At 51.1% G+C, this 24,295-nt stretch carries 24 protein-coding genes and 1 tRNA gene; all 25 read left to right on the forward strand.

Features of this window, described 5'->3' with window-relative positions; translation table 11 throughout:
* The first annotated feature begins 89 nt into the window (after nucleotides 1-89).
* On the forward strand, nucleotides 90-362 hold the full coding sequence (gene veg, locus GGC63_RS32415) for a biofilm formation stimulator Veg (protein ID WP_028551901.1): 273 nt from the start codon (nucleotides 90-92) through the stop codon (nucleotides 360-362).
* Between the two features lie 137 nt (nucleotides 363-499).
* On the forward strand, nucleotides 500-688 hold the full coding sequence (locus GGC63_RS32420; RefSeq protein ID WP_192705796.1) for a small, acid-soluble spore protein, alpha/beta type: 189 nt from the start codon (nucleotides 500-502) through the stop codon (nucleotides 686-688).
* Nucleotides 689-798: 110 nt separating this feature from the next.
* Nucleotides 799-1,653 (forward strand): 4-(cytidine 5'-diphospho)-2-C-methyl-D-erythritol kinase, encoded by an 855-nt coding sequence (gene ispE, locus GGC63_RS32425; RefSeq protein WP_192705797.1) that lies wholly within the window; start codon nucleotides 799-801, stop codon nucleotides 1,651-1,653.
* Nucleotides 1,654-1,883: 230 nt separating this feature from the next.
* Nucleotides 1,884-2,711 (forward strand): pur operon repressor, encoded by an 828-nt coding sequence (gene purR, locus GGC63_RS32430; RefSeq protein ID WP_079914915.1) that lies wholly within the window; start codon nucleotides 1,884-1,886, stop codon nucleotides 2,709-2,711.
* Nucleotides 2,712-2,716: 5 nt separating this feature from the next.
* Complete coding sequence (locus GGC63_RS32435; protein ID WP_079914916.1) at nucleotides 2,717-3,106, forward strand: RidA family protein; 390 nt, start codon at nucleotides 2,717-2,719, stop codon at nucleotides 3,104-3,106.
* Nucleotides 3,107-3,225: 119 nt separating this feature from the next.
* The gene (gene spoVG, locus GGC63_RS32440) at nucleotides 3,226-3,510 is read left to right on the forward strand and encodes a septation regulator SpoVG (RefSeq protein ID WP_028551906.1); all 285 of its coding nucleotides are present in this window, start codon (nucleotides 3,226-3,228) and stop codon (nucleotides 3,508-3,510) included.
* Between the two features lie 259 nt (nucleotides 3,511-3,769).
* Nucleotides 3,770-5,173 carry a bifunctional UDP-N-acetylglucosamine diphosphorylase/glucosamine-1-phosphate N-acetyltransferase GlmU gene (glmU, locus tag GGC63_RS32445; RefSeq protein WP_318781158.1) on the forward strand — a complete coding sequence of 468 codons (1,404 nt, stop codon included), beginning with the start codon at nucleotides 3,770-3,772 and terminating at the stop codon, nucleotides 5,171-5,173.
* A 76-nt stretch (nucleotides 5,174-5,249) separates the two neighbouring features.
* Nucleotides 5,250-5,891, forward strand: a complete 642-nt coding sequence (locus tag GGC63_RS32450; RefSeq protein WP_192705798.1) for a 50S ribosomal protein L25 — start codon at nucleotides 5,250-5,252, stop codon at nucleotides 5,889-5,891.
* A 155-nt stretch (nucleotides 5,892-6,046) separates the two neighbouring features.
* Nucleotides 6,047-6,607 carry an aminoacyl-tRNA hydrolase gene (pth, locus tag GGC63_RS32455; protein WP_192705817.1) on the forward strand — a complete coding sequence of 187 codons (561 nt, stop codon included), beginning with the start codon at nucleotides 6,047-6,049 and terminating at the stop codon, nucleotides 6,605-6,607.
* Between the two features lie 97 nt (nucleotides 6,608-6,704).
* Nucleotides 6,705-6,935 (forward strand): anti-sigma-F factor Fin family protein, encoded by a 231-nt coding sequence (locus GGC63_RS32460; RefSeq protein ID WP_079914919.1) that lies wholly within the window; start codon nucleotides 6,705-6,707, stop codon nucleotides 6,933-6,935.
* Nucleotides 6,936-7,272: 337 nt separating this feature from the next.
* Nucleotides 7,273-10,794, forward strand: coding sequence for a transcription-repair coupling factor (mfd, locus tag GGC63_RS32465; protein ID WP_192705799.1), 3,522 nt, complete (start codon nucleotides 7,273-7,275; stop codon nucleotides 10,792-10,794).
* Nucleotides 10,781-11,863 (forward strand): peptidylprolyl isomerase, encoded by a 1,083-nt coding sequence (locus GGC63_RS32470; protein WP_192705800.1) that lies wholly within the window; start codon nucleotides 10,781-10,783, stop codon nucleotides 11,861-11,863. Before mfd ends, GGC63_RS32470 begins: the two co-directional genes overlap by 14 nt.
* Nucleotides 11,864-12,100: 237 nt before the next feature.
* Nucleotides 12,101-12,643 carry a stage V sporulation protein T gene (gene spoVT / locus GGC63_RS32475; RefSeq protein ID WP_079914922.1) on the forward strand — a complete coding sequence of 181 codons (543 nt, stop codon included), beginning with the start codon at nucleotides 12,101-12,103 and terminating at the stop codon, nucleotides 12,641-12,643.
* A 207-nt stretch (nucleotides 12,644-12,850) separates the two neighbouring features.
* Complete coding sequence (locus GGC63_RS32480) at nucleotides 12,851-14,521, forward strand: oligosaccharide flippase family protein (RefSeq protein ID WP_192705801.1); 1,671 nt, start codon at nucleotides 12,851-12,853, stop codon at nucleotides 14,519-14,521.
* A gap of 119 nt (nucleotides 14,522-14,640) precedes the next feature.
* Nucleotides 14,641-16,119 (forward strand): nucleoside triphosphate pyrophosphohydrolase, encoded by a 1,479-nt coding sequence (mazG, locus tag GGC63_RS32485; protein WP_192705802.1) that lies wholly within the window; start codon nucleotides 14,641-14,643, stop codon nucleotides 16,117-16,119.
* A 79-nt stretch (nucleotides 16,120-16,198) separates the two neighbouring features.
* Complete coding sequence (locus GGC63_RS32490; RefSeq protein ID WP_028551916.1) at nucleotides 16,199-16,471, forward strand: HU family DNA-binding protein; 273 nt, start codon at nucleotides 16,199-16,201, stop codon at nucleotides 16,469-16,471.
* Complete coding sequence (locus GGC63_RS32495; protein WP_079914924.1) at nucleotides 16,471-16,740, forward strand: RNA-binding S4 domain-containing protein; 270 nt, start codon at nucleotides 16,471-16,473, stop codon at nucleotides 16,738-16,740. The genes GGC63_RS32490 and GGC63_RS32495 overlap by 1 nt, the downstream gene beginning before the upstream one ends.
* A gap of 386 nt (nucleotides 16,741-17,126) precedes the next feature.
* Nucleotides 17,127-17,411, forward strand: a complete 285-nt coding sequence (gene yabP, locus GGC63_RS32500; RefSeq protein WP_079914925.1) for a sporulation protein YabP — start codon at nucleotides 17,127-17,129, stop codon at nucleotides 17,409-17,411.
* On the forward strand, nucleotides 17,408-17,977 hold the full coding sequence (yabQ, locus tag GGC63_RS32505) for a spore cortex biosynthesis protein YabQ (protein ID WP_079914926.1): 570 nt from the start codon (nucleotides 17,408-17,410) through the stop codon (nucleotides 17,975-17,977). The genes yabP and yabQ overlap by 4 nt, the downstream gene beginning before the upstream one ends.
* Nucleotides 17,978-17,999: 22 nt before the next feature.
* Nucleotides 18,000-18,338, forward strand: a complete 339-nt coding sequence (locus tag GGC63_RS32510; RefSeq protein ID WP_079914927.1) for an FtsB family cell division protein — start codon at nucleotides 18,000-18,002, stop codon at nucleotides 18,336-18,338.
* 214 nt (nucleotides 18,339-18,552) lie between these two features.
* Nucleotides 18,553-19,077, forward strand: coding sequence for a S1 domain-containing RNA-binding protein (locus GGC63_RS32515; RefSeq protein ID WP_079914928.1), 525 nt, complete (start codon nucleotides 18,553-18,555; stop codon nucleotides 19,075-19,077).
* 238 nt (nucleotides 19,078-19,315) lie between these two features.
* Nucleotides 19,316-19,389: transfer RNA gene (locus tag GGC63_RS32520), tRNA-Met, on the forward strand.
* A 644-nt stretch (nucleotides 19,390-20,033) separates the two neighbouring features.
* Complete coding sequence (spoIIE, locus tag GGC63_RS32525) at nucleotides 20,034-22,478, forward strand: stage II sporulation protein E (protein WP_225948656.1); 2,445 nt, start codon at nucleotides 20,034-20,036, stop codon at nucleotides 22,476-22,478.
* 142 nt (nucleotides 22,479-22,620) lie between these two features.
* A complete protein-coding gene (locus GGC63_RS32530) occupies nucleotides 22,621-23,394 on the forward strand; it encodes a vWA domain-containing protein (RefSeq protein ID WP_192705804.1) in 774 nt (257 codons plus the stop codon).
* Nucleotides 23,378-24,289, forward strand: coding sequence for a protein kinase domain-containing protein (locus GGC63_RS32535; protein WP_192705805.1), 912 nt, complete (start codon nucleotides 23,378-23,380; stop codon nucleotides 24,287-24,289). The genes GGC63_RS32530 and GGC63_RS32535 overlap by 17 nt, the downstream gene beginning before the upstream one ends.
* Nucleotides 24,290-24,295 lie beyond the last annotated feature (6 nt).

Below are 24,295 nucleotides of genomic sequence, written 5' to 3' on the forward strand. Positions count from 1 at the left end.
GCTCGACATGGCTGATATAATATTTGTTCTAATTTGACATACTACCTCTATTGGGTTATAATTAACAAGGAAAGAGGTGGTAGTGGTCAATGGCAAAAAACGCGCTATTGGAGATCAAACGCAGTTTGGAACCTCATGTCGGACAGAAAATCATGTTAAGAGCAAACGGCGGTCGCCGTAAAACGATCGAACGCTCCGGTGTATTGGAGGAAACCTACCCTTCCGTTTTTATTGTGAAGCTTGATCAGGAACAGAACGCTTTTAAGCGCGTTTCCTATAGCTACGCAGATATACTGACTGAGTCAGTTGAGGTCATGGTTTGTAACGATGATGGACAAGTACGTATCACTATACAGCAATAAAGGGGTTACTTGAACGGCATGCTCTAACAAACAGAGTGTGCCGTTTTTGGTAAGTGAGCCTTCGTCTATCCGGACTGCATGAATAAGCGGCGGCCGGGCATACTACGGTTATCTTACCTGAAAAGGAGTGTTCGCGTATGGCACGCAGAAGAAATGGAGTCATGTCGGAACAATTCAAATACGAGCTCGCCAAAGACCTGGGATTTCACGACACGATACAACGTGAGGGCTGGGGAGGTATACGTACCAAAGATGCGGGCAACATGGTAAAGAGAGCGATTCAGATTGCCGAGCAATCGATTTCGAAGCAGCCGCCGAGAGGTTAAATAACGGTTCTAACGGAAGCTGGAGCACGCGAAGCGCTGCTTTAGCTTTTTTTTGTTTCTTTTTTGTTATAGTATTAGGGAATAGACTAGAGCTGCAAAGAAGGTGTCCTATGAAAGTATTTGAAAAAGCGCCGGCCAAAATCAATTTGTCGTTGGACGTCCTGCGGAAGCGGGAAGACGGTTACCACGAGGTAGAGATGGTGATGACGATGGTGGACCTTGCAGACCGGATTGAAATGCAGGAGCTTCCACGTGATACGATTATCATCTCCAGTCAAGCGGGGTATATCCCTCTGGATGAAAAGAACTTGGCCTTTCAGGCAGCCAAGCTCATCAAGGACCGTTATGATGTGAAGCAGGGTGTTTACATACATTTGGATAAAAAAATACCGGTAGCTGCAGGCCTTGCGGGCGGTAGCAGCGACGCGGCGGCTACGCTGCGGGGACTCAACCGGTTATGGAAGCTTAACATTCCTTCGGAGGAGCTTCAGCGCTTGGGAGCGGAGCTGGGCTCCGATGTGCCCTTCTGCGTTACAGGGGGTACAGCGATTGCGCGAGGACGCGGCGAGAAGCTGGAACCGATCGAGTCTCCTCCCCAGTGCTGGGTTGTTTTGGCCAAGCCCCCTATCAATGTATCCACTTCGGAGATTTATGGCAAATTGAAAGCCAATGCAATTCAATCGCATCCTTCCACGGAACGGATTGTCCAAGCGATTCGGAATAAAAGGTTCGATCTGTTATGCGAAAGCCTCGGCAATGTGCTGGAGGAAGTGACACTGGATTTATACCCGGAGGTTCGCCAGCTGAAGGATTGCATGATGCGGCTTGGGGCGGACGGAGTCCTGATGTCGGGCAGCGGGCCGACTGTATTCGGATTAGTATCCAAAGAAGCCAAAGTCCCAAGGATTTATAACGGCCTTCGCGGCTTTTGCAAGGATGTTTATGCCGTCCGTATTTTAACATGATCGGTTTGTGTTAGTTATATGTAAGAATAATTTGCATCGATCTCTTGAATAAATACGGATAAAAATGATATATTCACTATATATTATTCGGATTTTTGTGTATTTTCATGAAAGATCTTACAGTGCTGGCGGTTCATCGTACATAAGCACGAAGAAGAACGTATGTTACCTCTGGCCGGGGTCTCTTCATAGGGGGGCTGGCAGAGGGCTATCTCAAAGGGGGCATTCAGATGAAAAAGTTAAAAAGAAGCGCAAGGTTGGTCGAGATGACCCAATACTTGCTTTTCCGCCCCCATACCCTGATTCCTTTAACGACATTCGCGGACAGATATAATTCGGCTAAATCTTCGATAAGCGAAGACTTGGCAATCATTAAAGAGGTGTTTGAGGAAGAAGGGCTTGGCGAGCTGATGACGCTGGCCGGAGCAGCCGGTGGCGTCAAGTTTATTCCGAAGGTGACCAAGGCGGCCTCGTTGCAGTTTATTCAAGGCATCTGCCGTCAGCTGGAGCAGCCGGAGCGAATATTGCCGGGCGGTTATATGTATATGTCCGATATTATGGGACAGCCGATGATATTGAACGAAGTAGGGAAAATGTTTGCGACGGCCTTTGCCGGGAATGAAATCGATGTCGTCATGACGGTAGAAACCAAGGGGATTCCGCTGGCTTATGCTACGGCATCGTTCTTGAATTTGCCTGTTGTCATCGTGCGCCGCGATAACAAGGTGACGGAGGGCTCCGCCGTCAGCATCAATTATGTTTCGGGCTCGAACAAGCGGATTCAGACGATGTCGCTTTCCCGCAGAGCCTTGAAGGAAGAATCCAAGGTGCTCATCATCGATGACTTCATGAGAGTGGGCGGAACAGTGCACGGGATGATGGACCTGTTGAAGGAATTTAATGCTACGGTCAAAGGTGTAGGCGTTTTCGTGGAATCCGGAGAAGTGGAGGAGCATTTGGTGGAGGATTACATTTCTCTCGCCAAGCTGTCTGCCGTTGATCCGAAGACAAGACAAATCACCGTAGAACCGGGAAACTATTTCAGTGACGGAGAGTGAATACAATGACATTAAAAACCATTGCAACGACAGAGGCCCCAGCGGCCATCGGACCTTATTCGCAAGCCATTCAATTCGGCAGCCTGCTGTTTACTTCCGGACAGATTCCGTTGAATACGGACGGGCAAGTGGTGAGCCAGGATATTGAAGAGCAAACGCACCAGGTATTCCGGAATTTGCAGGCGGTGTTATCCGCAGGCGGCTCCTCCTTCAGCCAGGTGATTAAAGCAACGGTGTTCATCAAGGACATGAACCAGTTTGCCAAGGTCAACGAGATCTACGCATCGTACTTCGGTGACCATAAACCGGCCCGCTCTACGGTCGAAGTAGCCCGTTTGCCAAAGGATGTCCTTGTCGAAATTGAACTGATAGCGACGACCAGTGTCGAAATTTAATAAATTAATCAAATATTTATAAAATTATACATTTTTGATTAAAAAAAAGAAGGATTTTGCCCTAAAATGTGGAATTTTATATCCCAAGTCTCCTAGATGGAAAAAGGTGGTGAACACTAATGCAGATTACAGACGTTAGACTCCGTCGGGTTAATTCCGAGGGAAGAATGAAAGCCATTGCTTCCATTACCATCGACAACGAATTTGTGGTTCACGACATTCGTGTGATTGACGGTAACAACGGCATGTTCGTCGCAATGCCAAGTAAGCGCACACCAGACGGGGAGTTCAGGGATATTGCACATCCGATCTCTTCCACAACTCGTGAGAAAATTCAAGCCGCTGTTTTGGCTGAATACGATCGAGCAGCAACGGAGGAAGAAGTAATCGTTGAAGGGGCATAATTCAGCTGAGAGAGGGCCGAGAGAGGCTCTCTTTTCTTTTTGCATGAATTCAGATATATTGAGTTGAGGGGCCACGTTCATGAATATGTTTGGCCGGGATGGTCCCAAGCGGGAACGTCCTTTCGAAGGTTTTTTTAGTGAGAAATCGCAGTCTCCTCTTGAAGGAGCCTCTCTTTGACTTGTTTTCATAAGTATAGTTGGTTAGCATGGAAGTAGAAGTTTCATAGACATAATAGGGATAACAAAGGAGTGGACTGGATTGAACGTGATGGGGATTGTCCTGGCGGCAGGACAAGGCAAACGTATGAAATCGAAGCTGTACAAAGTGCTTCACCCGGTATGCGGGAAGCCGATGGTAGGCCATGTTGTTACCGTGCTGGAGCAGCTGCAAACACAAAGAACGGTTGTCGTGGTAGGCCATGGAGCTGAATCCGTTAAGGCATACCTTGGAGACCGCGCCGAATATGCGCTGCAGGAGAAGCAGCTGGGTACGGGACATGCCGTGCTGCAGGCTAAGGAATTGCTAGGAAACGAGGACGGGTTAACCGTCGTGCTATATGGCGATACGCCGCTTGTAACCACAGAGTCCGTACAGGAAATGATCCGTGTCCACCAAGAGAAGGGCGCTGCCGCAACGGTGATGACGGCTATCTTTGACAATCCGTTCGGACTGGGGCGCATTATCCGCGACGCTCAGGGGCGTGTTTCCCGAATCGTGGAGCAGAAGGACTGCAATGCGGAGGAACGGGAAATTAAGGAGATTAACTCCGGAATGTACTGCTTCACTAACCGAAAGCTGTTTGATGCTCTTTCCAAGGTGAAGAATGATAATGCGCAGCAGGAGTATTACTTGACGGACGTCATCGGGATTCTGGTGAATGAAGGAGATATCGTAGAGGCTTACTGTACGCCGGATGCAATGGAGACGCTCGGCGTAAATGACCGGGTGGCGCTGTCGGAGGCGGAACAGCTGATGAAGGCAAGGATCAACCGCGGTCATATGCTCAATGGGGTTACGCTTATCGATCCGGCGAATACGTATATTGAAGCTGATGTGCAAATCGGTTCGGATACGGTCATTTTGCCCGGAAGCGTGCTGAAAGGGAACACCGTGATCGGTGAGGATTGCGTCATCGGCCCTCAAGCGGATATTACGGATTGCAAGCTCGGCAATCAGATCCAAGTGAAGCATTCGGTTCTTTCCGAAGCTGAGGTCGGCGACGGCACGGCCATCGGTCCGTTCGCTTATTTGCGTCCGGGCTCCAAGCTGGGCTCCAACGTGAAGATCGGAGATTTCGTGGAAATCAAAAACGCGAAGCTGGACGATGATGTGAAAGTATCCCACTTGAGCTATATCGGCGATGCGGTCGTCGGCAAGAACGTCAACTTTGGCTGCGGAGCGATTACGGTCAACTACGACGGCTTCAATAAACAGCTTACCGAAGTAGAGGAAGATGCGTTTATCGGCAGCAACGTCAATTTGATCGCCCCGGTCAAAATTGGAAAGGGTGCCTATGTCGTGGCCGGATCGACCATTACGCATAATGTCGAAGCGAATGATTTGGCGATTGCCAGAGAACGTCAGGTGAATAAATCCGGCTATGCCGAGAAGCTGCGCAATAAATTTCGCGCGAAGAAACAGCAATTGAAGAACGACAAGTGATTGGTTTTTTCCTTATTTGGGTAAAGTAAGAATAGGCAGGCTATTTCCTGGACCCAAATGAAGGAGGATTCACCCAATGGAAGCTACATTGAAAGCGGAAGTCCGCGGTACCAATACCAAATCAGAACGTAAAGGTCTGCGGGCAAAAGGAAAAATTCCGGCGGTTGTGTACGGAAGCAAGGTGACCAATACGCCTATCGCTGTAGATGAAAAAGAGCTGCTGGCACTGCTGCGCTCCAATCCTCACGCCATCATTCAGATGGAGCTGCCGGATTCGGGCAAGCAGCCCGTGATGATCAACGAGGTTCAGCGAGATGCCATTTTGAAAAATGTGCTTCACGTTGATTTTCACCAAATTAACATGGACGAACCGGTTACGACAACCGTGCGGCTCGACTTTACCGGAGAGCCTGTCGGCGTAAACATGGGCGGTATTCTGCAAATTCAGCATCATGAGATTGAAATTCGCTGCTTGCCAACTCATATCCCTGCTTCGATTGAAGTCGATATTAGCGGGCTGGAGATCGGCGGCAGCATGCTGATATCGGATCTGAAGGTGGACCCGTCGATTGAGATCAAGTCCATCGCCAACGATGTATTGGTTACCGTGCTGGCTCCTCAGAAGGAGGATCTTCCTGCCGATACGGAGGAAGAAGCAGAGCAAAAGGCGGAGGCCAAGGCCGAGGCGGCTCAGAACCATGCGCAGGAAACGGTGTAACGTTAGTTTGGTGGGGAGTTCTCCCTTGTTTGCGGAGCGTGTCGAACGCGTGTTCGATGCGCTCCTTTGTCACGTTTGGCGTCTTCCTGCTAAGCAGACAGCTTCTACAACATCACTTGGTTACATCAGCTGGAGTGGGAAGGGGAGCAATGAAAATGAAATGGTTTGTCGGATTGGGCAACCCGGGCAAGCAGTATGAAACGACCCGGCATAATATCGGTTTTATGGCATTGGACCGTTTTGCAGACAAGCATGGGATTACAATAACCCAAAATAAATGCAAAGGGCTGCTGGGAGAAGGTCATGTCAACGGAACGAAGGTGTATTTGCTGAAACCGATGACGTATATGAATTTATCGGGGGAATCGATAAGAGCATTCCTTGATTTCTATAAGGCATCTATAGACGATTTGGTCGTTATTTACGATGACCTGGACACGAGCTATGGACAAATCCGGCTTCGCTACCAAGGAAGCGCTGGAGGCCATAACGGCATCAAATCCACCATTCAGCATCTCGGCACTCAATCGTTTAACCGGATCCGGATGGGGATCAGCCGCCCGGCCCCGGGGTACAACATTGCAGACTATGTGCTGTCGGCATTTTCCAAGGAGGAATTCAAGACCATGCCGCAGGTGCTGGATACGACGTGCGAGGCCATGGAATATGCGCTGGACAATCCGTTCGAGAAAACCATGGCAAAGTTCAACGGCTAATCTATGCCAGAGCGAGGTCTAATTTATTGATCGGGTGAGTGTCGGCTAAAATCCCCCTTTTTGGGTCATAATGTAATCAAAAAGGAGGGATTGCGTCATGGCTATCCGATACGTCTGCCGGCACTGCCGGACAATGATAGGAGAACTGGAGCAGCGTCAGGTAAGTGAAGAGCTGCTGGGCTTCCATTTCTTGACCCCCGAAGAGCGTCAGAGTATAATATCGTATAACCCGAACGGAGATATGACCGTCAACGTGGTTTGCGATTATTGCAAGGAAGCGCTGGACAACAATCCGGAGCTGTCGCTTGTGGCAAGTCCGCTTCAATGACAAGGGCGGCTGCGGCATTCGAGTATACGTGCCTGGGCTAGTTGAAGTCTGGGTTCTTTTTCGAGTACTTGAGTTACGGGCTTCTTAAGCGGGCCTCCCCGCCATATGATTTAGATGGAAGCCTTGCGTGACATCCATCCCTATTGGAGCTTTATTAGGTATGTGAACATGGATAGTGAATAATAAAAAGGGGCGTCACCCTGATATGGTGTCGCTCCTTGTACCCGTTGGCGGGAAACAGGAGAGCCACTCGGCCGTTGGCGAAGCAGCCGCGGCTGACTTCTAGAGGGCGATAGATGAAAGAGGTTTTGTTGATGGGTGAGAGGGGGTACGTTTTTTGCAAGCTTTAATCCAGGCGTTCTCTGCGGACCCGGATTTGCAGAGTATTGTTTCGGGCATTCAATCGGGGATGAGAGAGCAATTAATATCCGGGTTGTCCGGATCTTCCAGACAGGTTATGCTGGCTGCGTTATACCAGGAGCTTCAGCAGCCGTTGTTTATCGTAACGCACAACATGTTTTCGGCACAGAAAATATTCGAGGATTTGGTGGAATGCCTGCCGAGCGATAAGGTGCTGCTGTTCCCGGCTCAAGAGCTGCTGGCCGCAGAAATGGCAGTTGCCAGTCCTGAAATGCTGGCTCAGCGGATCGATGCGCTGACCCGGCTATCCGAAGGTTTCCGAGGCGCCGTCGTTGTGCCGTATGCAGGTATGAGGCGGATTCTTCCGCATAAGGAGATGTTTGCCGAAGCCAGGATTCCCGTTCAGGTGGGCCAGACTTTGGATTTGGATGCGTTTGTAGCAGAGATGGTGCATCTCGGGTATGAACGCGTAGAGCGTGTGGAAAGCAAAGGCGAGATGAGCGTTCGAGGCGGGATCATTGACTTTTATCCGCTGTCGGCCGTGAATCCGTACCGAATTGAGCTGTTCGATGTGGAAGTGGATTCGATCCGCACCTTCGACATAGCCGATCAGCGCTCTATGGATAAAATAAATGACTTGGTGATAACCCCCTGCCGCGAAATTATCGCCGAAGGAAAACGGTTACAAAGCGCGGCGCAGCAAGCCTATGAGCTGCTTCAGGCACAGATGGAGAAAATGGCCGACCGCAACGCCAAGGACCGCCTGCTTGAGGGCGTAGGGCATGATATTGAACAAATGCGGGAAGGGCAATATTTTCCTGGCCTTTTCAAATACATTTCTCTGCTGTTCCCGGAACGTCAAACGCTGCTCGATTATATGCCGAAGGATTCGGTGCTCTTGATCGACGAGCCGGCAAGGCTTCTGGAGACAGCCAAGCAGCTGGAGCGGGATGAAGCCGAGTGGATGACAATGTCTCTGCAGGACGGCAAAAGCATCCCGGCGCTAACGCTGTCCAAACCTTATGAAACGTTGCTGCAGCGCAAGCCTTATCCGATGCTGTACATGTCTTTGTTCCTGAGGCAGGTTCCGCAAACCCAACCGCAAAACATCGTAAACTTCATGTGCCGCGTCATGCAAAATTTTCATGGGCAGATGAATGTGCTCAAATCCGAAATGGAGCGCTGGAAAAAGTCGGGCGCGAAGGTGCTGATTCTGGCTAACGGAGAAGAGCGGGTAGAACGCGTGCGCCGTGTCCTGGCAGATTACCACATTGAAGAACCCGCGATTTTGAACGGCAACCTGCAGACCGGCTTCGAGCTGCCGAATATTCATCTGGTGGTCATTACCGAAGGGGAAATGTTCACTCAGAAGCAGCGCAAGGCGAGAAAAGTAGAGAAGAAAATGGCGAATGCCGAGCGGATCAAGAGCTATCAGGAGCTCAAGGTAGGCGATTATGTCGTTCACGTCAACCATGGGATCGGGAAGTTCGTAGGCATCGGCACGCTGGAAGTCGGCGGCATTCATAAGGATTATTTGCATATTTTATATGCCGGGGGAGATAAGCTTTCTGTCCCTATCGATCAGATCGATCATATTCAGAAATATGTAGGGTCCGAGGAAAAGGAGCCTAAGGTTTACAAGCTGGGCGGAGCGGATTGGAACCGTGTGAAAAGCAAGGTGCGTTCCTCTGTTCAAGATATTGCCGATGACCTGATTAAGCTGTATGCGGACCGCCAGGCGACGACAGGGTACGGCTTTAACCCGGACACGACGTACCAGCAGGAATTCGAAGGCATGTTTCCTTACGAGGAAACGAGCGATCAGCTGCGGGCTATCAGCGAAATCAAGGCGGATATGGAGAAGCCCCGTCCGATGGACCGGCTGCTGTGCGGCGATGTGGGTTACGGCAAGACCGAGGTTGCAATCCGGGCCGCGTTTAAAGCGGCGATTGACGGTAAGCAGGTAGCTGTTCTTGTGCCGACCACGATTTTGGCCCAGCAGCATTATGAAACGTTCCGTGAGAGATTCTCCGGATATCCGTTCAACATTCAGGTGCTGAGCCGCTTCCGGTCGAAGAAGGAGCAATCCGATACGATGAAGGGCGTGAAGGCCGGTACGGTGGATGTCGTTATCGGAACCCACCGGCTGCTGTCCGCGGATGTGAAGTTCAAGGACTTGGGTCTTCTCATCGTTGACGAGGAGCAGCGGTTCGGCGTATCCCATAAGGAGAAGCTGAAAAAACTAAAAACCAATGTGGATGTTCTGACGCTCACGGCGACGCCGATCCCGCGCACGCTGCACATGTCCATGCTGGGAGTACGGGATTTGTCGGTTATCGAAACGCCGCCTGAAAACCGCTTCCCTGTGCAGACTTATGTCGTCGAGCACAGCAATGCACTCGTGAGGGAAGCCGTGGAGCGGGAGCTTGCCCGGGAAGGTCAAGTCTACTATTTATACAATCGGGTTCAAGGCATCAATCAAATGGCCGAACAGATTTCCATGCTCGTTCCCGACGCGAGAGTAACGGTAGCACACGGTCAGATGTCGGAGCAGGAGCTGGAGAAGACGATCCTCGACTTTTTGGACGGGGAGTACGACGTTCTGGTTAGCACAAGCATTATCGAGACCGGGGTGGACATCCCTAACGTGAATACGCTGATCGTTCATGACGCTGATAAAATGGGCTTATCCCAGCTGTATCAGCTCCGTGGGCGCGTCGGCCGTTCGAATCGGATCGCTTATGCGTATTTCACCTATCAAAGGGATAAGTTGCTGACCGAAGTAGCCGAGAAAAGGCTGCAGGCGATAAAAGAGTTTACAGAACTTGGATCAGGGTTTAAAATTGCGATGAGGGATTTGGCCATTCGCGGTGCAGGTAACCTGTTGGGCGCCGAGCAGCATGGATTCATTGCTTCGGTCGGCTTTGACTTGTACTCGCAAATGCTCGCCGAAGAAATTGCCAAGAGAAAGCACGAGATTACTGGGGAAGAGCCAGAGGTTCAAAAGCCTTGGACAACCCAGCTCGATATTCAGCTCGACGCTTACATTCCCGGAGATTACATTTACGACAGCGTACAAAAAATCGAAATCTATAAAAAAGTGGCTGCCATTAAGACGTTGGAGGAAGCTGCAGAGCTGCACGACGAACTTGTAGACCGATTCGGCGATCTGCCTCAGGCGGTTCTCAATCTGCTGGCTGTTGCGAGATTGAAGGTATATGGTTCGATGTATGCGATCGAAACGATTTCGCAAAAGGGAGTGGATTACGACATCAAAATTCATGCCGACCAAACCGGCAATTTGGATGGTCAAAAGCTGCTTGCGGTAACAAGTGAGTTTGAAGGCAGGATCAAGCCCGTTTCCGGTCCGCAAATTCATTTCCAACTGAAAGGCAAGGGATTAAAGCCAGAAGAATCCATCGATTTGCTGGAAAGGTTTCTGGTACAATATAAGCGTGCGCTGAAATCGAAGGGAGAACTACAGGATGTTGCAAAATAAATGGAAGACGGCCAAGAAAGGGCTTATCGCTCTGCTGGCTGTTACGACAATCATTGCGGCCGCAGGCTGCGGTAAGAAGACCGATACAGAAAATGCAGGAAATGCAGGCACTGCAAGCAAAGACGCTAATGAGGTTATCGTAACGTATAAAGATGGCGGTAAAGTGACACGCGGTGAATTTGATACGTTCATCGACACGAACCTGTTGTTCTATAAAGAGTACGCGCAATTTAAAGAAGAGCCTGCGTTCCAGCAGGACATGATGAAGCAGCTGGTTACATTCAAGGTATTGTCCGCGCGTGCGGATGATAAAGCCAAGGCTGAAGCGGCTACGAAGTCGAAGCAGCAGCTGGACCAGATCAAAACCTTCTTGGGTATGCAGGAAGGCGGCATGGAGAAACAGCTGAAGGATAACAATATTACGGAGAAGGATCTGGAATCGTTTGTTGACCGCAGCTTCCAAGCCATTGCCGCTATGGAAAGCAAAGTGACGGATGATGAAGTCAAGGCGGAATATGACAAACGGATTGCCGCGGATAAAAATGTGTATGATGTGGCGACGGTAAGACATATTCTAATCGGGCTTACAGATCCGGCTACGGGCAAGGAAACCCGTTCGAAGGAAGATGCATTGAAACGTGCGAAGGAAGTTGAGGACAAGCTGAAAAACGGCGGCGATTTCGATGCGCTGGCCAAAGAATATTCAGATGATCCGGGCTCCAAGGATAACGGAGGCAAATACGAAGATGCTCCGATCTCCCAATGGGTCCCTGAATTTAAAAAAGCAGCTGCCGAGCTTCCGCTGAACCAAATCAGTGATCCAGTGGAAAGCAGCTTTGGTTATCACGTGATGAAGGTGGAATCGCGCAAAACCAAGACGTTCGATGATGTGAAGGGCGATTTGCGCTCTGAGCTTGCCGAGCCTCATATTTATGATTTTGTGGAGAAAGAGCTGCCTGCTATGATAGAGACGAACAAGCTTCCGACTCCAACGCCTGCTCCGACTCCGACACCACAGCCTTCTGGGGCGCCGCAGCCATCTGCGACTCCGGCAGCACCGGCCAAGTAAGATATTACCAGGGTACCCGCAAGGGTGCCCTGTTTTTATTTCTCAAATATGGACATAATGAAAACAACGGCGTCACGGATATGGGGTTCGCGAACGGGCGCTAACTACTTAGCAACAGATGTATAAGCTTCTGGGAATCGAAGAATACTATGGTTACTAATTGAATTCCCTCCATTTGTATACACCGTGCTATCCAGTCGAATCTAACTCTTCAAGGAAAGCGAGGCATCTAGAAATATGAAAGCAACTGGAATCGTTCGTCGTATTGACGATTTAGGAAGAGTGGTTATCCCTAAAGAAATTCGCCGCACACTAAGGATTCGCGAGGGAGACCCGTTGGAGATTTTCGTGGATCGCGACGGGGAAGTTATCTTAAAAAAGTATTCTCCTATCGGAGAATTGGGCGATTTCGCCAAGGAATATGCGGAGTCTTTATTTGAGAGCACGAATCATATTACGATGATATCCGACCGGGACACCATTATCGCAGTGGCCGGAGGATCGAAGAAGGACTACTTGGAGAAGCAAATCGGTCCCTTGGTGGAAACGTGCATGGAAAACCGCAAGTCGTCGATGGAGAGCGGAACGGGTCAATACGAGATATGCAAGGATATAACGGAAACGTACTCCTCCTATGTCATCGCCCCGATTGTGGCCGGCGGAGACCCTATCGGCTCCGTTATCCTTGTAAGCAAGGACGAGAATGTGAAGATGGGGCAAATGGAAACGAAAATGGCGGAGACCGCCGCCGGATTTTTGGCTAAACAGATGGAGCAATAGGTGATTCACGCATGCGCAGTTCATAAGCTTCCTGACAAGCGGATCCTTTATGGGAGACGAAAGTTGGGAAGCTTTTCGCTGTTAGAGCGGAGGTACGGAGCCCGTAATGCGAATGGACAGCCCTTTCGTTACAACAGACGATATTATATAATGATGAAATTAACAGGGCTGTACATAAGGAGCCGGGATGGGGAATGAACGAACCGGATGAAAGAAGAACCGAATAACGCAGGCGGCCTGAAGGCAACCGCCGGACCTTCCTTACTGCGGGGGGCAGCTGTGCTGGGCATCGCCGCTATCGTGTCGAAGCTGATCGGGACGATGCAGAAAATTCCGCTGCAAAATATAGCGGGCGACGGCGTATTCGGCATTTATAACGCTGTGTATCCGCTCTATATATTAATATTGTTTTTGGCTACGGCCGGATTTCCGCTGGTCGTATCCAAATTTGTGTCCGAACAGGCCGTTGCCGGGCGGCATCGGGAGGCGCGCCGCGTACTCAAGGTAGCGTCTTCGGTGCTGGCCGTCACGGGCATGCTGTTCTTCGCATTATTGTACTGGGGAGCCGATTGGATTGCTGCCCTGATGGGAGCGGAACAGACGAGCCCGGCGATCCGCAGCGTCTCGTTTGCCCTTTTGTTTGTGCCGGTGATGTCGGCCTTGCGCGGCTATTATCAGGGCTACCAAAATATGATGCCGACGGCGGTTTCCCAAGTCGCTGAGCAGACGGCACGGGTAGCTGTGATGTTCCTGCTGCTGCTCCTGTTCGTCCATTGGCAGTATGGGCCGGAGCTGATTGCTGCGGGGGCCACCTTCGGTTCCGTCGCCGGCGCGGTAGCCGGGCTCATCGTCATGCTGTGGTTTTGGAGGAAGGCCGATCCCTCTTGCGAGCGGCAGGAATCGCTGCCAGGCGCAGACGACGGCTATGCGCCGGAGAGCAATGGGAGATTGGTTCGGCGTCTGCTTGCCTACGCGATTCCGATTTGCCTCGGTACCATCGCCATGCCGATATTGACGCTGGTCGATTCTTTTACGGTTCCGCGGCTACTGAAGCTAGGCGGAGTGGATGAGTCGGAGGCGCTGCTCCGCTTCGGGCTGTACAATCACGGGCTTCCGCTAGTACAGCTTGTCGCCATGATTGCTTCCTCGATGTCGGCGGCGCTCGTCCCGTCCATCGCCGAAGCCCGGTGGCGGGGCGACAAGGAGGCGCTGCAAAGCCGCACGCGGATGTCGATCCGGCTGACGTGGCTGATCGGGATGGCTTCGTCCTTCGGCTTGGCCGTCCTGGCGGAGCCGATCAACGTCATGCTGTTTAAGAGCCCCGAAGGCTCGTGGACGATGTTGATCCTCGCCTTCACGGCCTTATTCAGCACGCTGAACATCGTGGCGTCCAGCGTGCTGCAGGGCTTCGGCGCCGTCGCCGCTCCGGCGCTGTATCTGCTCGCCGCGGCGGCGGTCAAGACCGCGGGCAACATCGCCCTCGTGCCCCTCTGGGGCATCGATGGCGCTGCCGCCGCGGCTGTGGCCGCCTACGCGCTCGCAGGCTTGCTCGCGCTGGCGCACGCGCTCTCCGCCGCCGGCGTCAAGCCGGCCCTAGGCCGCGCGGTCATCAAACCGGTGCTGTGCACCGGCTTGATGATTGCGGCCGTGCTGGCCGTGACGCACGGGCTGCCCGCGCTGCTGGGCGCGCTCCGCCTGAGCCTGCCCCCGCGGGGCATGGCTACGGCGGTCGCGCTCGCAGGCGTCGCGGCCGGAGCGCTCGTCTACGCGCTCGCGCTTCTGCGCCTCGGCGTCATTACCGCCGCCGAGCTGGAATCGGTTCCGAAGCTGGGCGGCAAGGCGCTCAAGCTTCTGCGCAAATGCAGGCTGCTGCGATAAATAAGCCGGCCGTCCTCGTTGCACGGACCGCGGAAGAGTCCCGGCAGCGCATGATTCACAAGGCATATCCGGCTCACGCCGATAACAGATATGAACAATTGAAGGAGGCGAATGCCGACATGAAACCGCACATTACGGTAGTCGGACTAGGGTCGGGCGACGAAGATCAATTGACGCTCGGCGTTTGGAAGAAGCTGAAGCAGGCCGATCGGATCTACCTTCGCACCGATCAGCACCCGATGGTGAAGCTGCTGAGGGAGAACGACATCGCATTCGAGTCGTTCGACAAGCTCTATGAAAGCCGGGATACGTTCGAGCAAGTCTATGAGGCCATTGCGGACGAGCTGCTGCGCAAGGTGAAGGAGGCCGGCGAGCTCCTGTATGCCGTTCCCGGGCATCCGATGGTAGCGGAGATGACCGTCCAGCTGCTGAAGGCACGCTGTCCGGAAGCCGGTATCGAGCTTACGCTTCTTGGGGGAGAGAGCTTCCTGGATCAGGCTTTTATCCGTCTCGGCTTCGATCCGATCGAAGGCTTTCAGCTGCTTAATGGAACCGAGCTGTCGGTTCATGCCCTCAATCCGCAGCTCCACACGATAATCGGCCAGGTCTACGATACGTACTCTGCCTCCGATGTGAAGCTGACCCTGATGGAGCTGTACCCGGATGATTGGGAGGTTGTCGTCGGCCATGCCCTGGGCGTACCGGGAGAAGAGGCCATTCACCGCATTCCTCTTTACGAGCTGGACCATTTGCAGGATTACGGCAACTTGTCGCTGATCTGGATCCCGCGTTCGGATGAGGACCGGCTGCGCAACCGTACCTTTGCCCGCCTGCACGAGATTGTCGAAATATTGAGAAGCCCCGAAGGGTGTCCATGGGACCGTGAGCAGACGCACCAGTCGCTGCGCAAAAACCTGATCGAAGAAGCGTACGAGGTGCTCGAGACGTTCGATGAGGACGATCCGGACCATATGGCGGAAGAGCTTGGCGACCTGATGCTGCAAATTATGCTTCATTCCCAGATCGAAGCGGAGGAAGGCGGGTTTACCGTATGGGATGTCATTGCGGGGCTCAATGAGAAGCTGATTCGACGGCATCCTCATGTATTCGGAGAAATGAAGGCCGAGGATGCAGACGAGGCGTTAAGCAACTGGCAGCAGATCAAGCAGGAGGAGAAGCGCCGTAAGGGCATAGATCCGGATGAGCTTCCTATTCTATCCGGCGTTCCTCGCGAATTGCCGGGACTCATGAAAGCCTACAAGCTGCAGAAGAAGGCGGCGGCCGTCGGCTTTGACTGGCCGGAGCTGGGCGATGTGTTGAAAGTTGTCGAATCTGAGCTGGTCGAATTGCAGGAAGCTATCAGCTCCTTGTCGAAGAAAGAACAGCAGGAAGAACTCGGCGATCTGCTGTTCTCGATTGTAAATTTGGCCCGTTTCCTGAAGATCGAGCCCGAAGAAGCCATGTCTGACGCCAATCGCAAATTTTTTGACCGTTTTGGCTATATCGAGCGGCAGCTGCGTTTAAAGGGTAAATCTTTTGACCAAACTGATTTACAAGAGATGGAATCTTTGTGGCAGGAAGCAAAAAAAGTTTTATAAATCGACAACGGCTAGCAGGAATTTCCTGATGAACAAAGAATACATAGCATTAGTGTTATTTTGAGGAGGAAATGTATCCATGAACAAAACAGACTTGATTAACAACATCGCTGAGAAAAGCGGCATGACCAAGAAGGACGTTGAAACCGTTCTGAACAACTTCCTGGGCGAAGTAACCGAAGCTCTTTCCACCGGCGACAAAGTACAACTTATCGGCTTTGGCACCTTCGAAACTCGCAAGCGTTCCGGACGTACGGGCCGCAACCCGCAAACCGGTAAAGAAATCAACATTCCTGAATCCGTAGTTCCGGCTTTCAAAGCAGGTAACAAGCTTAAAGAAGCGGTAAAATAATGCGCCTTGATAAATTTCTCAAGGTGTCCAGGCTGATCAAGCGTCGTACGGTCGCCAAGGACGTGTCCGATCAAGGACGTGTTTGGATCAATGGAAAGGACGCCAAGCCAAGCAGTGCGGTTAAGGTCGGCGACGAGCTGAAAATTCAGTTCGGCCAGAAAATCGTAACCGTGCGTGTAGAACAGCTATCCGAATCGACCCGTAAGGAAGATGCGGCTGCTATGTACACGCTGCTTAGCGAGGAAGCTCGTAAAACCGAATTATGGTAACGCTAAAGAGACTGAATCCTTCAGTCTCTTTTTTGACCCCCTAATAGAGTTAGATGATGTCTATTTGGCGGTGAATCAGCTTCCAATTCCGGGCCTCACTTTGTGGGGTTATTTTGGTTCTATTTCGGGACATCCCTCCATATTTTTAAGTAAACAAGCTTTGCTCGTGAATGCTTGATGATTCCATGTTTCATAAGGCGGAGGGCAGTGTAACGAACCGGAGAGTTTACGTGTCGCCTTTGAAAACGGGTTGTACCAGAAAAAATCTTATGATCAAGGAACCCGTTTTCAACAGCGACCGGAGGTCGTTACACTGGCCCGCAGCCTGGCCGAAACATGTAATCCTTTGTTCATTCACGAGCAAAGCTGCCAGGAGGGATCGTATCATGGCAATCGAGCCGGGAAAAGTAAAACGCCAAGAAATCAAGATGCTCAACCGTAAGCTGCTTGAAGTATCCGGCGTCATGAATGTAGAGAGCTTTGATAGTGAGGAATTTTTGCTGGAAACCGAGTTTGGCTATCTTATGATTAAGGGGCAGAACCTGCATATCAAAAACTTGAGTTTGGAGCAGGGATTGGTTGCGATTGAAGGTTTGGTGAACGAGCTGGCCTATTTGGACACAAACTCCCAAGGTAAGCCCAAGGGATTTTTCGGTAAGCTGTTTAAGTGACCCTTCAGGTTCAATTCGTCACGATGGGTATGATGCTTCTTGGGGGACTTTCGCTAGGCGGACTTTTCGATCTGTATCGGGTGCTGGCCGGCCAGCTTCGAGCGCCCCGGTATGCCTATTACCTCCTTGACATCTTCTTTTGGTGCATCGGGACGCTCCTTATTTTCAAGCTGCTCTACATGAGCAATTTGGGACAAGTGCGGATGTTTATTTTTATCGGCTTGCTTGTTGGGGTGGGGATTTACTTTCTGCTGTTTAGCCGAACGGTGATTCGTGTCATTATGTGGATGATCCGATTGGTTCAGGCAACGATCCGTTTGGGAATACGGCTGTTCCGGGTATTTATTATCATTCCGTCGATTTGGCTATATAGGGCTACTGTCGTGTTTTTAGGATTTTTACTGGCCATAGCTATTTTCCTGTATAAAGTTATGCTACAATTACTCTATCCTATGTGGAAATTGCTGCTATGGCTCGTGAGGCCGCTCGGCAAGTGGTTCCGTATGCCTACATGGGTAAACCAAGCAGGTCGAAGCATTGCGTCATTCTTTCGTCGCTTTTTTTGACCGGATAAGGAGGATTGCACAGTTGACGCGAGCAGTTCCGGCAGTAAGCAAAGAGACAAAACCGAAACCGAATAACAAAGGCTCTTTTCGGAGACGCCGGTTAGTCCTCATTATTTTTGCATGCTTTATGAGCTGGGCTGGTGTAACTCTGTGGAATCAGATCGATAAGCTAAAGGACCGCAGCGAGAAAGTGATTGCTCTGGAGCAGAAGAAGAAGGAAACCGAGCAGGTGAACCAGGACAGCAAGCGGGAGATAGCAAGATTGAACGATCCTGAATATTTGGAACAAAAAATTAGAAAAGAGCTGCACTACGTGAAGCAGGGAGAAACTCTCTTTTATGTCCCGAAGGAACAAAAGTAAACAAGTGTCATAATCCTTCTGTTGACCGTATTGCGGCCAGTACGTTATAATCTGCATTGTCAGGGTTTTTGTTACCATCGTAAGAATGGTCTCGTTATCTTTTTACGGGCTGTATCTTATTGGCAATAAGGCCTACCTCTAAGCGCGGTCGCTCATCTTCGAAAGGCCTCGATAGAGGTTTTCTCAATTATTTAAGGGAGGAACATTTTACTTTATGGCAATTGAAGTGGGCAGCAAGCTGGAAGGAAAAGTAACGGGCATTACTCACTTTGGGGCGTTTGTAGAGCTGCCTGAGGGCGGTACCGGCCTTGTGCACATCTCGGAGATAGCAGACAACTATGTTAAAGATGTTAATGATCATCTGAAGTTGAATGACATGGTTACCGTCAAAGTGATTAATGTGGACAAAGACGGCAAAATCGGGTTATCGATTAAGCAAGCCGTAGATAAACCGGTAGAAACAGCGAGGCCCGCTCGTTTTGAAAGACCTAGTGGCGGTTCCAGTGGCGGCGGCAATTTTGGCGGCGGCGATCGTGGAGATCGTGGACCACGAGGCGGTGGCGGCGGTTTTGGTGGCCGTGGAGGCGACCGTGGTGGCCGTGGGGGTAAACCTCCTGCTGGCAAGTTAACATTCGAAGACAAAGTGTCACGCTTTTTGAAAGATAGCGAAGAACGTATTTCGTCCCTGAAGAAGAATACAGAAGGTAAACGTGGAGGCCGAGGAGCACGACGCGATTAATGATACAAAGTAAGCCGTACGGGCATGTGAATGCTTGTACGGTTTTTTTAACTCTATAAGACTTCACGGAAAAAGATCTGAATCAGCATCGAAGCCAAATCCTCACTTTTGTGGGGTTCATTCGGGGCTCCCCGCAAAGTACTTGAATCAGCATCGAAGCTAAAACCCCACTTTGTGGGGTCTAACACCAGCTATCTTGACAAACGCTGCGGCGGTAGTATATAATTCTGATTGTTGTGGCGGTGTAGCTCAGCTGGCTAGAGCGTACGGTTCATACCCGTGAGGTCGGGGGTTCGATCCCCTTCGCCGCTATAGAAGATACAAGAAGACACCCTTTCCGAAATCCGATTTCGGGAAGGGTGTTTTTCGTTGTCATGTAGCATTTTGTGGCTCATCCAAAATACCTGAACCAGCTTCGATGCCAATGCCTGCTTTGCGAAGCTATTTTTTTTCAGCAATTTCGTTATTTGCTCCGTGCTCTGGCAGAATTCGTGTCATTCCATGGCAAGTGGTGAGACGTTTCGGGCGAATCTTGCCCATTTGACCGTTTTGTGCTCAGAGGAATGATAAGTTGTGGAATAATATCCCAGTTCATGTCGGCCGATGAATCACGTTTCAGTAGTTTTGTCGTATCGTTAACGGGCCCCCGGTGAATCGACACCATGTAACGGCAATAGAGGAGGCTTGACCAGTTATAAGACGAACGCTTGTTTGGGTACGTGATAAATTCCATACCCTGCCATAGTCCTTCACGGCTGTCTATATAAGGGCTGGCGCCGACTCGGCCCTGCTTCTTTTTTTTGTCGGAAAAAACTTTTGCTCTACCAACTCATTCTGACAAACTTTATAGTAGACTGCCCATATACTAGAACCACTAAATAGTCTATGGGTGGTGTTCAGGAAATATGCAAAGAAAATTAAATGCCGGTCAAGTTGGAATCGTTTGGAGTCGTTGGATGCAATCAGGGAAAAGCCGTATTACCAGCATCGTCGTGGAAAATCGCTTGGTTCAATCCGTCGTTGCCAAAAAATGGTCCATTCTTCTTTTGTTTATGGCATTTTTATTGGGAAGGGCAATGATCCTGGATCAGCTGGCGCCGTTCGCCGTAGCCTTCTTTGCGGTTATGTATTTCTTGCGAAGGGAGCTGCTGTTCTGGACGGGGACCTTCCTGCTGGCCGGCAGCATCTTCTCGGCTGCTCCTGCACACGCAGGCTATATTGCTGCACAGATGCTCGTCTTTCTTCTCATCCAAAAAGGGGTCGAGAGGTTTGAACGATCCGATATTTCTTATGCACCGGTCATTGTATTTTTCTCCACCTTCTTCGTCCAGCTCTTTGCCAGCTTGGTCAATACGCAGCTGAGCGGTTATGCGTTCTTGATGATTGGAGTGGAGTCGCTGCTCAGCCTCATACTGACGCATATCTTTTTGCAGGCGATTCCGGTGTTTACCTTAACCCGCAAAAATTACAGCTTAAAGAACGAGGAAGTCATATGTCTTATTATTCTTCTCGCTTCCGTGATGACAGGGACTGTGGGCTGGTTGGTGGGGCCGGTTACCGTAGAGCATGTACTGTCACGCTATCTCATATTACTGTTCGCCCTGGTAGGAGGGGCTCCGTTAGGGGCATCCGTCGGGGTCATTACCGGATTAATCCTTAGTCTTGCCAATACCAATGCCATCTACCAGATGAGTCTTCTCGCTTTTGCCGGTATGCTGGCAGGCTTATTGAAGGAGGGAAACAAACTCGCGGTATCGCTCGGCATGCTGCTGGGCTCATCTATTCTCACAATTTATATCGGGAACCAATCGGAAGTGTTGAATTCAACCTGGGAATCGCTGGCTGCCGTTATTTTATTCATCTTAACGCCGAAAGCGGTGATTCAAATGCTGGCCAAATATGTGCCCGGCACTCAGGAAAATTTAAAATCCCAGCATGACTATGCCAAACGGGTGAGAGATGTCACAGCAAGCCGCGTGGAGCAATTCAGCGAGGTGTTCCGCCAGCTGTCGCGCAGCTTCAAGCAAATTACGGCGGATGTGCAGCCGCTTCAGAAGGAGGAGGAGGTCGGGCATTTTATGAATTCGGTCGCTGAGCAGTCCTGCAAGGGCTGCTGGAAGCGAAGCCAATGCTGGGATGATAAATTTTATCAAACCTATAAATTTATGACCGATATGATGACGGAGGTGGAGGTCAGGGGGCCGCTCGCAAGAAAGCATATTTTGCCTCAATGGAAAAAGCACTGCATTAAGCCGGATCAAGTGCTTGAGGTGATGAAGCATCAGTACAGCCTGTACAAGAACGATCAGCATTGGAAAAAACAGATCATGGAGAGCCGCCAGCTGGTGGCGGAGCAGCTATCTGGGGTCTCGCAGGTGATGGAGGACTTGGCCAAGGAAATCAAACGGGAGGGCCAGGAGCTGTTCATGCAGGAGGAACAGATTCGCAGCGCATTGGAGGAGCTGGGGCTATCCATCCACAGCATCGACATTATAAGTCTGGACGAAGGGAACGTGGAAATCGAAATTATCCATCAATACACGAAAGGATTTGATGAATGCCGCAAAATCATAGCGCCATTGCTTTCTGAAATATTAGGAGAGCATATTGCCGTCAAGAATGAACAGGCGCTTGAACGCAAGGAGGGGTACAGCACTGTAGTGTTCGGCTCGGCTAAGGAATATGAAGTCGAGACCGGTATTGCCGGCGCCGCCAAGAACGGCGATTTGCTGTCGGGAGACAGCTTCAGCGCCGTAGAGCTCGGCAACGGGAAGTTTGCCGTCGCTTTAAGCGACGGCATGGGGAATGGTGAACGGGCCCGGGCAGAGAGCAGCGCGGCACTCAGCATATTGCAGCAGCTGCTGCAATCGGGCATGGAGGAGAAGCTTGCGATCAAATCCGTCAATTCCGTTCTGATGCTGCGCTCGTCTGATGAAATGTATGCGACAGTGGATGTTGCACTGATCGATTTATATAATGCGAATACGACCTTCTTGAAGATTGGTTCGACGCCAAGCTTTATTAAACGCGGCTCGGAGGTATTCCCCATTTCGGCAAACAATTTGCCGGTAGGGATCGTGAACGACATTGATGTCGATCTGGTAAGCCTGCCGCTGCAGCCGGGGGATATTCTGATTATGATGACCGATGGGATTTACGATGCGCCGGGCCATGCTGTCAATAAGGAGCTTTGGATGAAGCGGGTGCTGTCGGAAATCCATACTGATGTTCCGCAGGAGTTTGCGGATATTTTGCTCGAGCGGGTCGTCCGCTACCATCACGGCAATATATATGACGATATGACCGTCGTTGTCGCCCGCGTGGAGAAATACCAGCCGGAATGGGCAACGTTCCGCTGGCCCGGGCTGCAGCGGATTGAACGCCCCAAGACGGTCAGTTAACCTATGGACAGGCGCTTTCTTCTCTGACTGAGAGGAAGTGCCTTTTTGTCGCGGCCTGTCGACTTCTCCCTTAAGTTTAGGAATCTCGCAAAATGGAAAAACTAGAGATCATACTATTCGTTATAGGGAGGAAGAGGCATTTATGAAGCAAATTATTTTAATAACGGACGGCTGCTCCAACGTGGGCGTCAGTCCTGTCATTGCCGCCGCACACGCCAAGGCGGAAGGGATTATCGTCAATGTTATCGGTTTGATCGATTCTAGTGAAATCGGGGAGCATGGCATAGAGGAAATCAACGAGACGGCCAGCGCGGGAGGCGGGCTCAGCCGTATAGTGAACGCATCCGAGCTCTCGCAAACGGTTCAAATGATGACGCGTAAAACGGTCGTGCAAACCATTCAGCAGGTGGTTGGCAAAGAGCTTCAGCATATTTTGGGAGACTCCAAGATTGAAAGTCTTCCTCCGGACAAGCGGTCGCAGGTCGTGCAGGTCATGGATGAGCTGTCCGAATCGTCTTCCTTGCAGGTAGCGCTGCTCATCGATACGAGTGCCAGCATGAAGCCCAAGCTGCAGGCGGTGAAAGAAGCGATCTATGATTTGCAGCTAAGCATTCAGGCGCGCAAAGGGGATAGCGAAATGGCCGTCTTTCATTTTCCGGCATCGGTTTCCGGCGAGGATGAGGTCGAAATGGACCTCGGCTGGACGCGGGACCTTGCAAATCTGAACCGTTTGTTTTATAAATTAAACATGAAGGGTACGACCCCGACCGGGCCTGCGCTTCTCAAGGTCATCCAGTTCATGACAGGAGCCGGGGAAGGGCTGCACCGGGATCAAACCATCGGGCGCGAGGAGCCGTCCGGAACAGCGAGCAAGCATAAAGGCGAGGATGGGATTCTGAGTGACTACGTCGTTTGAGCCGTTCGCGGCTTCCGGAACGGTCGTTATCGGCAAGTGGAATAAGCGGCAATACCGGATCGAGCGCCTGCTGGGCGCAGGGGCCAACGGCAAGGTATATCTGGTCAGGCGGGGCAAACTGCATTACGCGATGAAGACCGGCTTTGACGCTGTGGATCACCAGTCGGAGGTCAACGCGCTGAAGGCATTGTCGCGGTCGAATACATCGTTTCGGCAATATTTGCTCGACGTGGATGATTATCAACGGGACGGCCAGGATATTCCGTTCTATGTCATGCCTTATTTCAAGGGATCATCCATCGGCGATTTTATGAAGCATAACGGCCGGGATTGGATTTATCTGATAGGCTTGAACCTGCTGCGCAAATTGGTAGAGCTGCATAAGGAAGATTACATATTCGGCGATATCAAGATGGAGAACCTTATCGTCTCGGGATACGGTGACGTTGATTTGATCGATTTTGGCGGAGTTACCGCCAAGGGGAATGCCGTCAAGCAGTTTACAGAGGTGTATGACCGCGGATTCTGGGGAGCTGGAAGCCGCACTGCGGATGAGGCATACGATTTGTTTGCCTTTGCGGTGCTCCTGATCAGCAGCACCGATGCCGAGCGCCGGCTTGCGGGAATCAAGCAGGTGCTGCCGCAAAACCGGAATGCGGACATGCTGCTCGACATGCTGCAATCGAACAAAGCCTTAAGCCAGGCTGCCCCAGTGCTGCGCAAGATGCTGCTCGGGAAATATTCGACATCGAAGCAGGCTTTGGCGGATTGGCGGAGGCAGAGCTACCCGAGACCGGCCAAATCTCCGCGTTCTACAGGGGGAACCTGGCTCAAGGTTTGCTTCGCGGCTTCGCTCGTGGTCTTCGGCTTGACGGTTTATATGTATTGGTCGTGAGGAAGC

The organism is Paenibacillus sp. OAS669, from assembly GCF_014873645.1.
In the GTDB taxonomy this organism is placed as follows: Bacteria; Bacillota; Bacilli; order Paenibacillales; family NBRC-103111; genus Paenibacillus_S; species Paenibacillus_S vulneris.

Coding starts and splice junctions, on each gene's coding strand:
- GGC63_RS32480 (WP_192705801.1), top strand. CDS start 12,851: ATGAAAGAAGAACCGAATAACGCAGGCGGCCTGAAGGCAACCGCCGGA.
- spoVT (WP_079914922.1), top strand. CDS start 12,101: ATGAAAGCAACTGGAATCGTTCGTCGTATTGACGATTTAGGAAGAGTG.
- veg (WP_028551901.1), top strand. CDS start 90: ATGGCAAAAAACGCGCTATTGGAGATCAAACGCAGTTTGGAACCTCAT.
- purR (WP_079914915.1), top strand. CDS start 1,884: ATGAAAAAGTTAAAAAGAAGCGCAAGGTTGGTCGAGATGACCCAATAC.
- spoVG (WP_028551906.1), top strand. CDS start 3,226: ATGCAGATTACAGACGTTAGACTCCGTCGGGTTAATTCCGAGGGAAGA.
- GGC63_RS32420 (WP_192705796.1), top strand. CDS start 500: ATGGCACGCAGAAGAAATGGAGTCATGTCGGAACAATTCAAATACGAG.
- GGC63_RS32450 (WP_192705798.1), top strand. CDS start 5,250: ATGGAAGCTACATTGAAAGCGGAAGTCCGCGGTACCAATACCAAATCA.
- GGC63_RS32515 (WP_079914928.1), top strand. CDS start 18,553: ATGGCAATTGAAGTGGGCAGCAAGCTGGAAGGAAAAGTAACGGGCATT.
- mazG (WP_192705802.1), top strand. CDS start 14,641: ATGAAACCGCACATTACGGTAGTCGGACTAGGGTCGGGCGACGAAGAT.
- GGC63_RS32495 (WP_079914924.1), top strand. CDS start 16,471: ATGCGCCTTGATAAATTTCTCAAGGTGTCCAGGCTGATCAAGCGTCGT.
- ispE (WP_192705797.1), top strand. CDS start 799: ATGAAAGTATTTGAAAAAGCGCCGGCCAAAATCAATTTGTCGTTGGAC.
- yabP (WP_079914925.1), top strand. CDS start 17,127: ATGGCAATCGAGCCGGGAAAAGTAAAACGCCAAGAAATCAAGATGCTC.
- GGC63_RS32435 (WP_079914916.1), top strand. CDS start 2,717: ATGACATTAAAAACCATTGCAACGACAGAGGCCCCAGCGGCCATCGGA.
- GGC63_RS32490 (WP_028551916.1), top strand. CDS start 16,199: ATGAACAAAACAGACTTGATTAACAACATCGCTGAGAAAAGCGGCATG.
- spoIIE (WP_225948656.1), top strand. CDS start 20,034: ATGCAATCAGGGAAAAGCCGTATTACCAGCATCGTCGTGGAAAATCGC.
- GGC63_RS32470 (WP_192705800.1), top strand. CDS start 10,781: ATGTTGCAAAATAAATGGAAGACGGCCAAGAAAGGGCTTATCGCTCTG.
- GGC63_RS32530 (WP_192705804.1), top strand. CDS start 22,621: ATGAAGCAAATTATTTTAATAACGGACGGCTGCTCCAACGTGGGCGTC.
- GGC63_RS32460 (WP_079914919.1), top strand. CDS start 6,705: ATGGCTATCCGATACGTCTGCCGGCACTGCCGGACAATGATAGGAGAA.
- pth (WP_192705817.1), top strand. CDS start 6,047: ATGAAATGGTTTGTCGGATTGGGCAACCCGGGCAAGCAGTATGAAACG.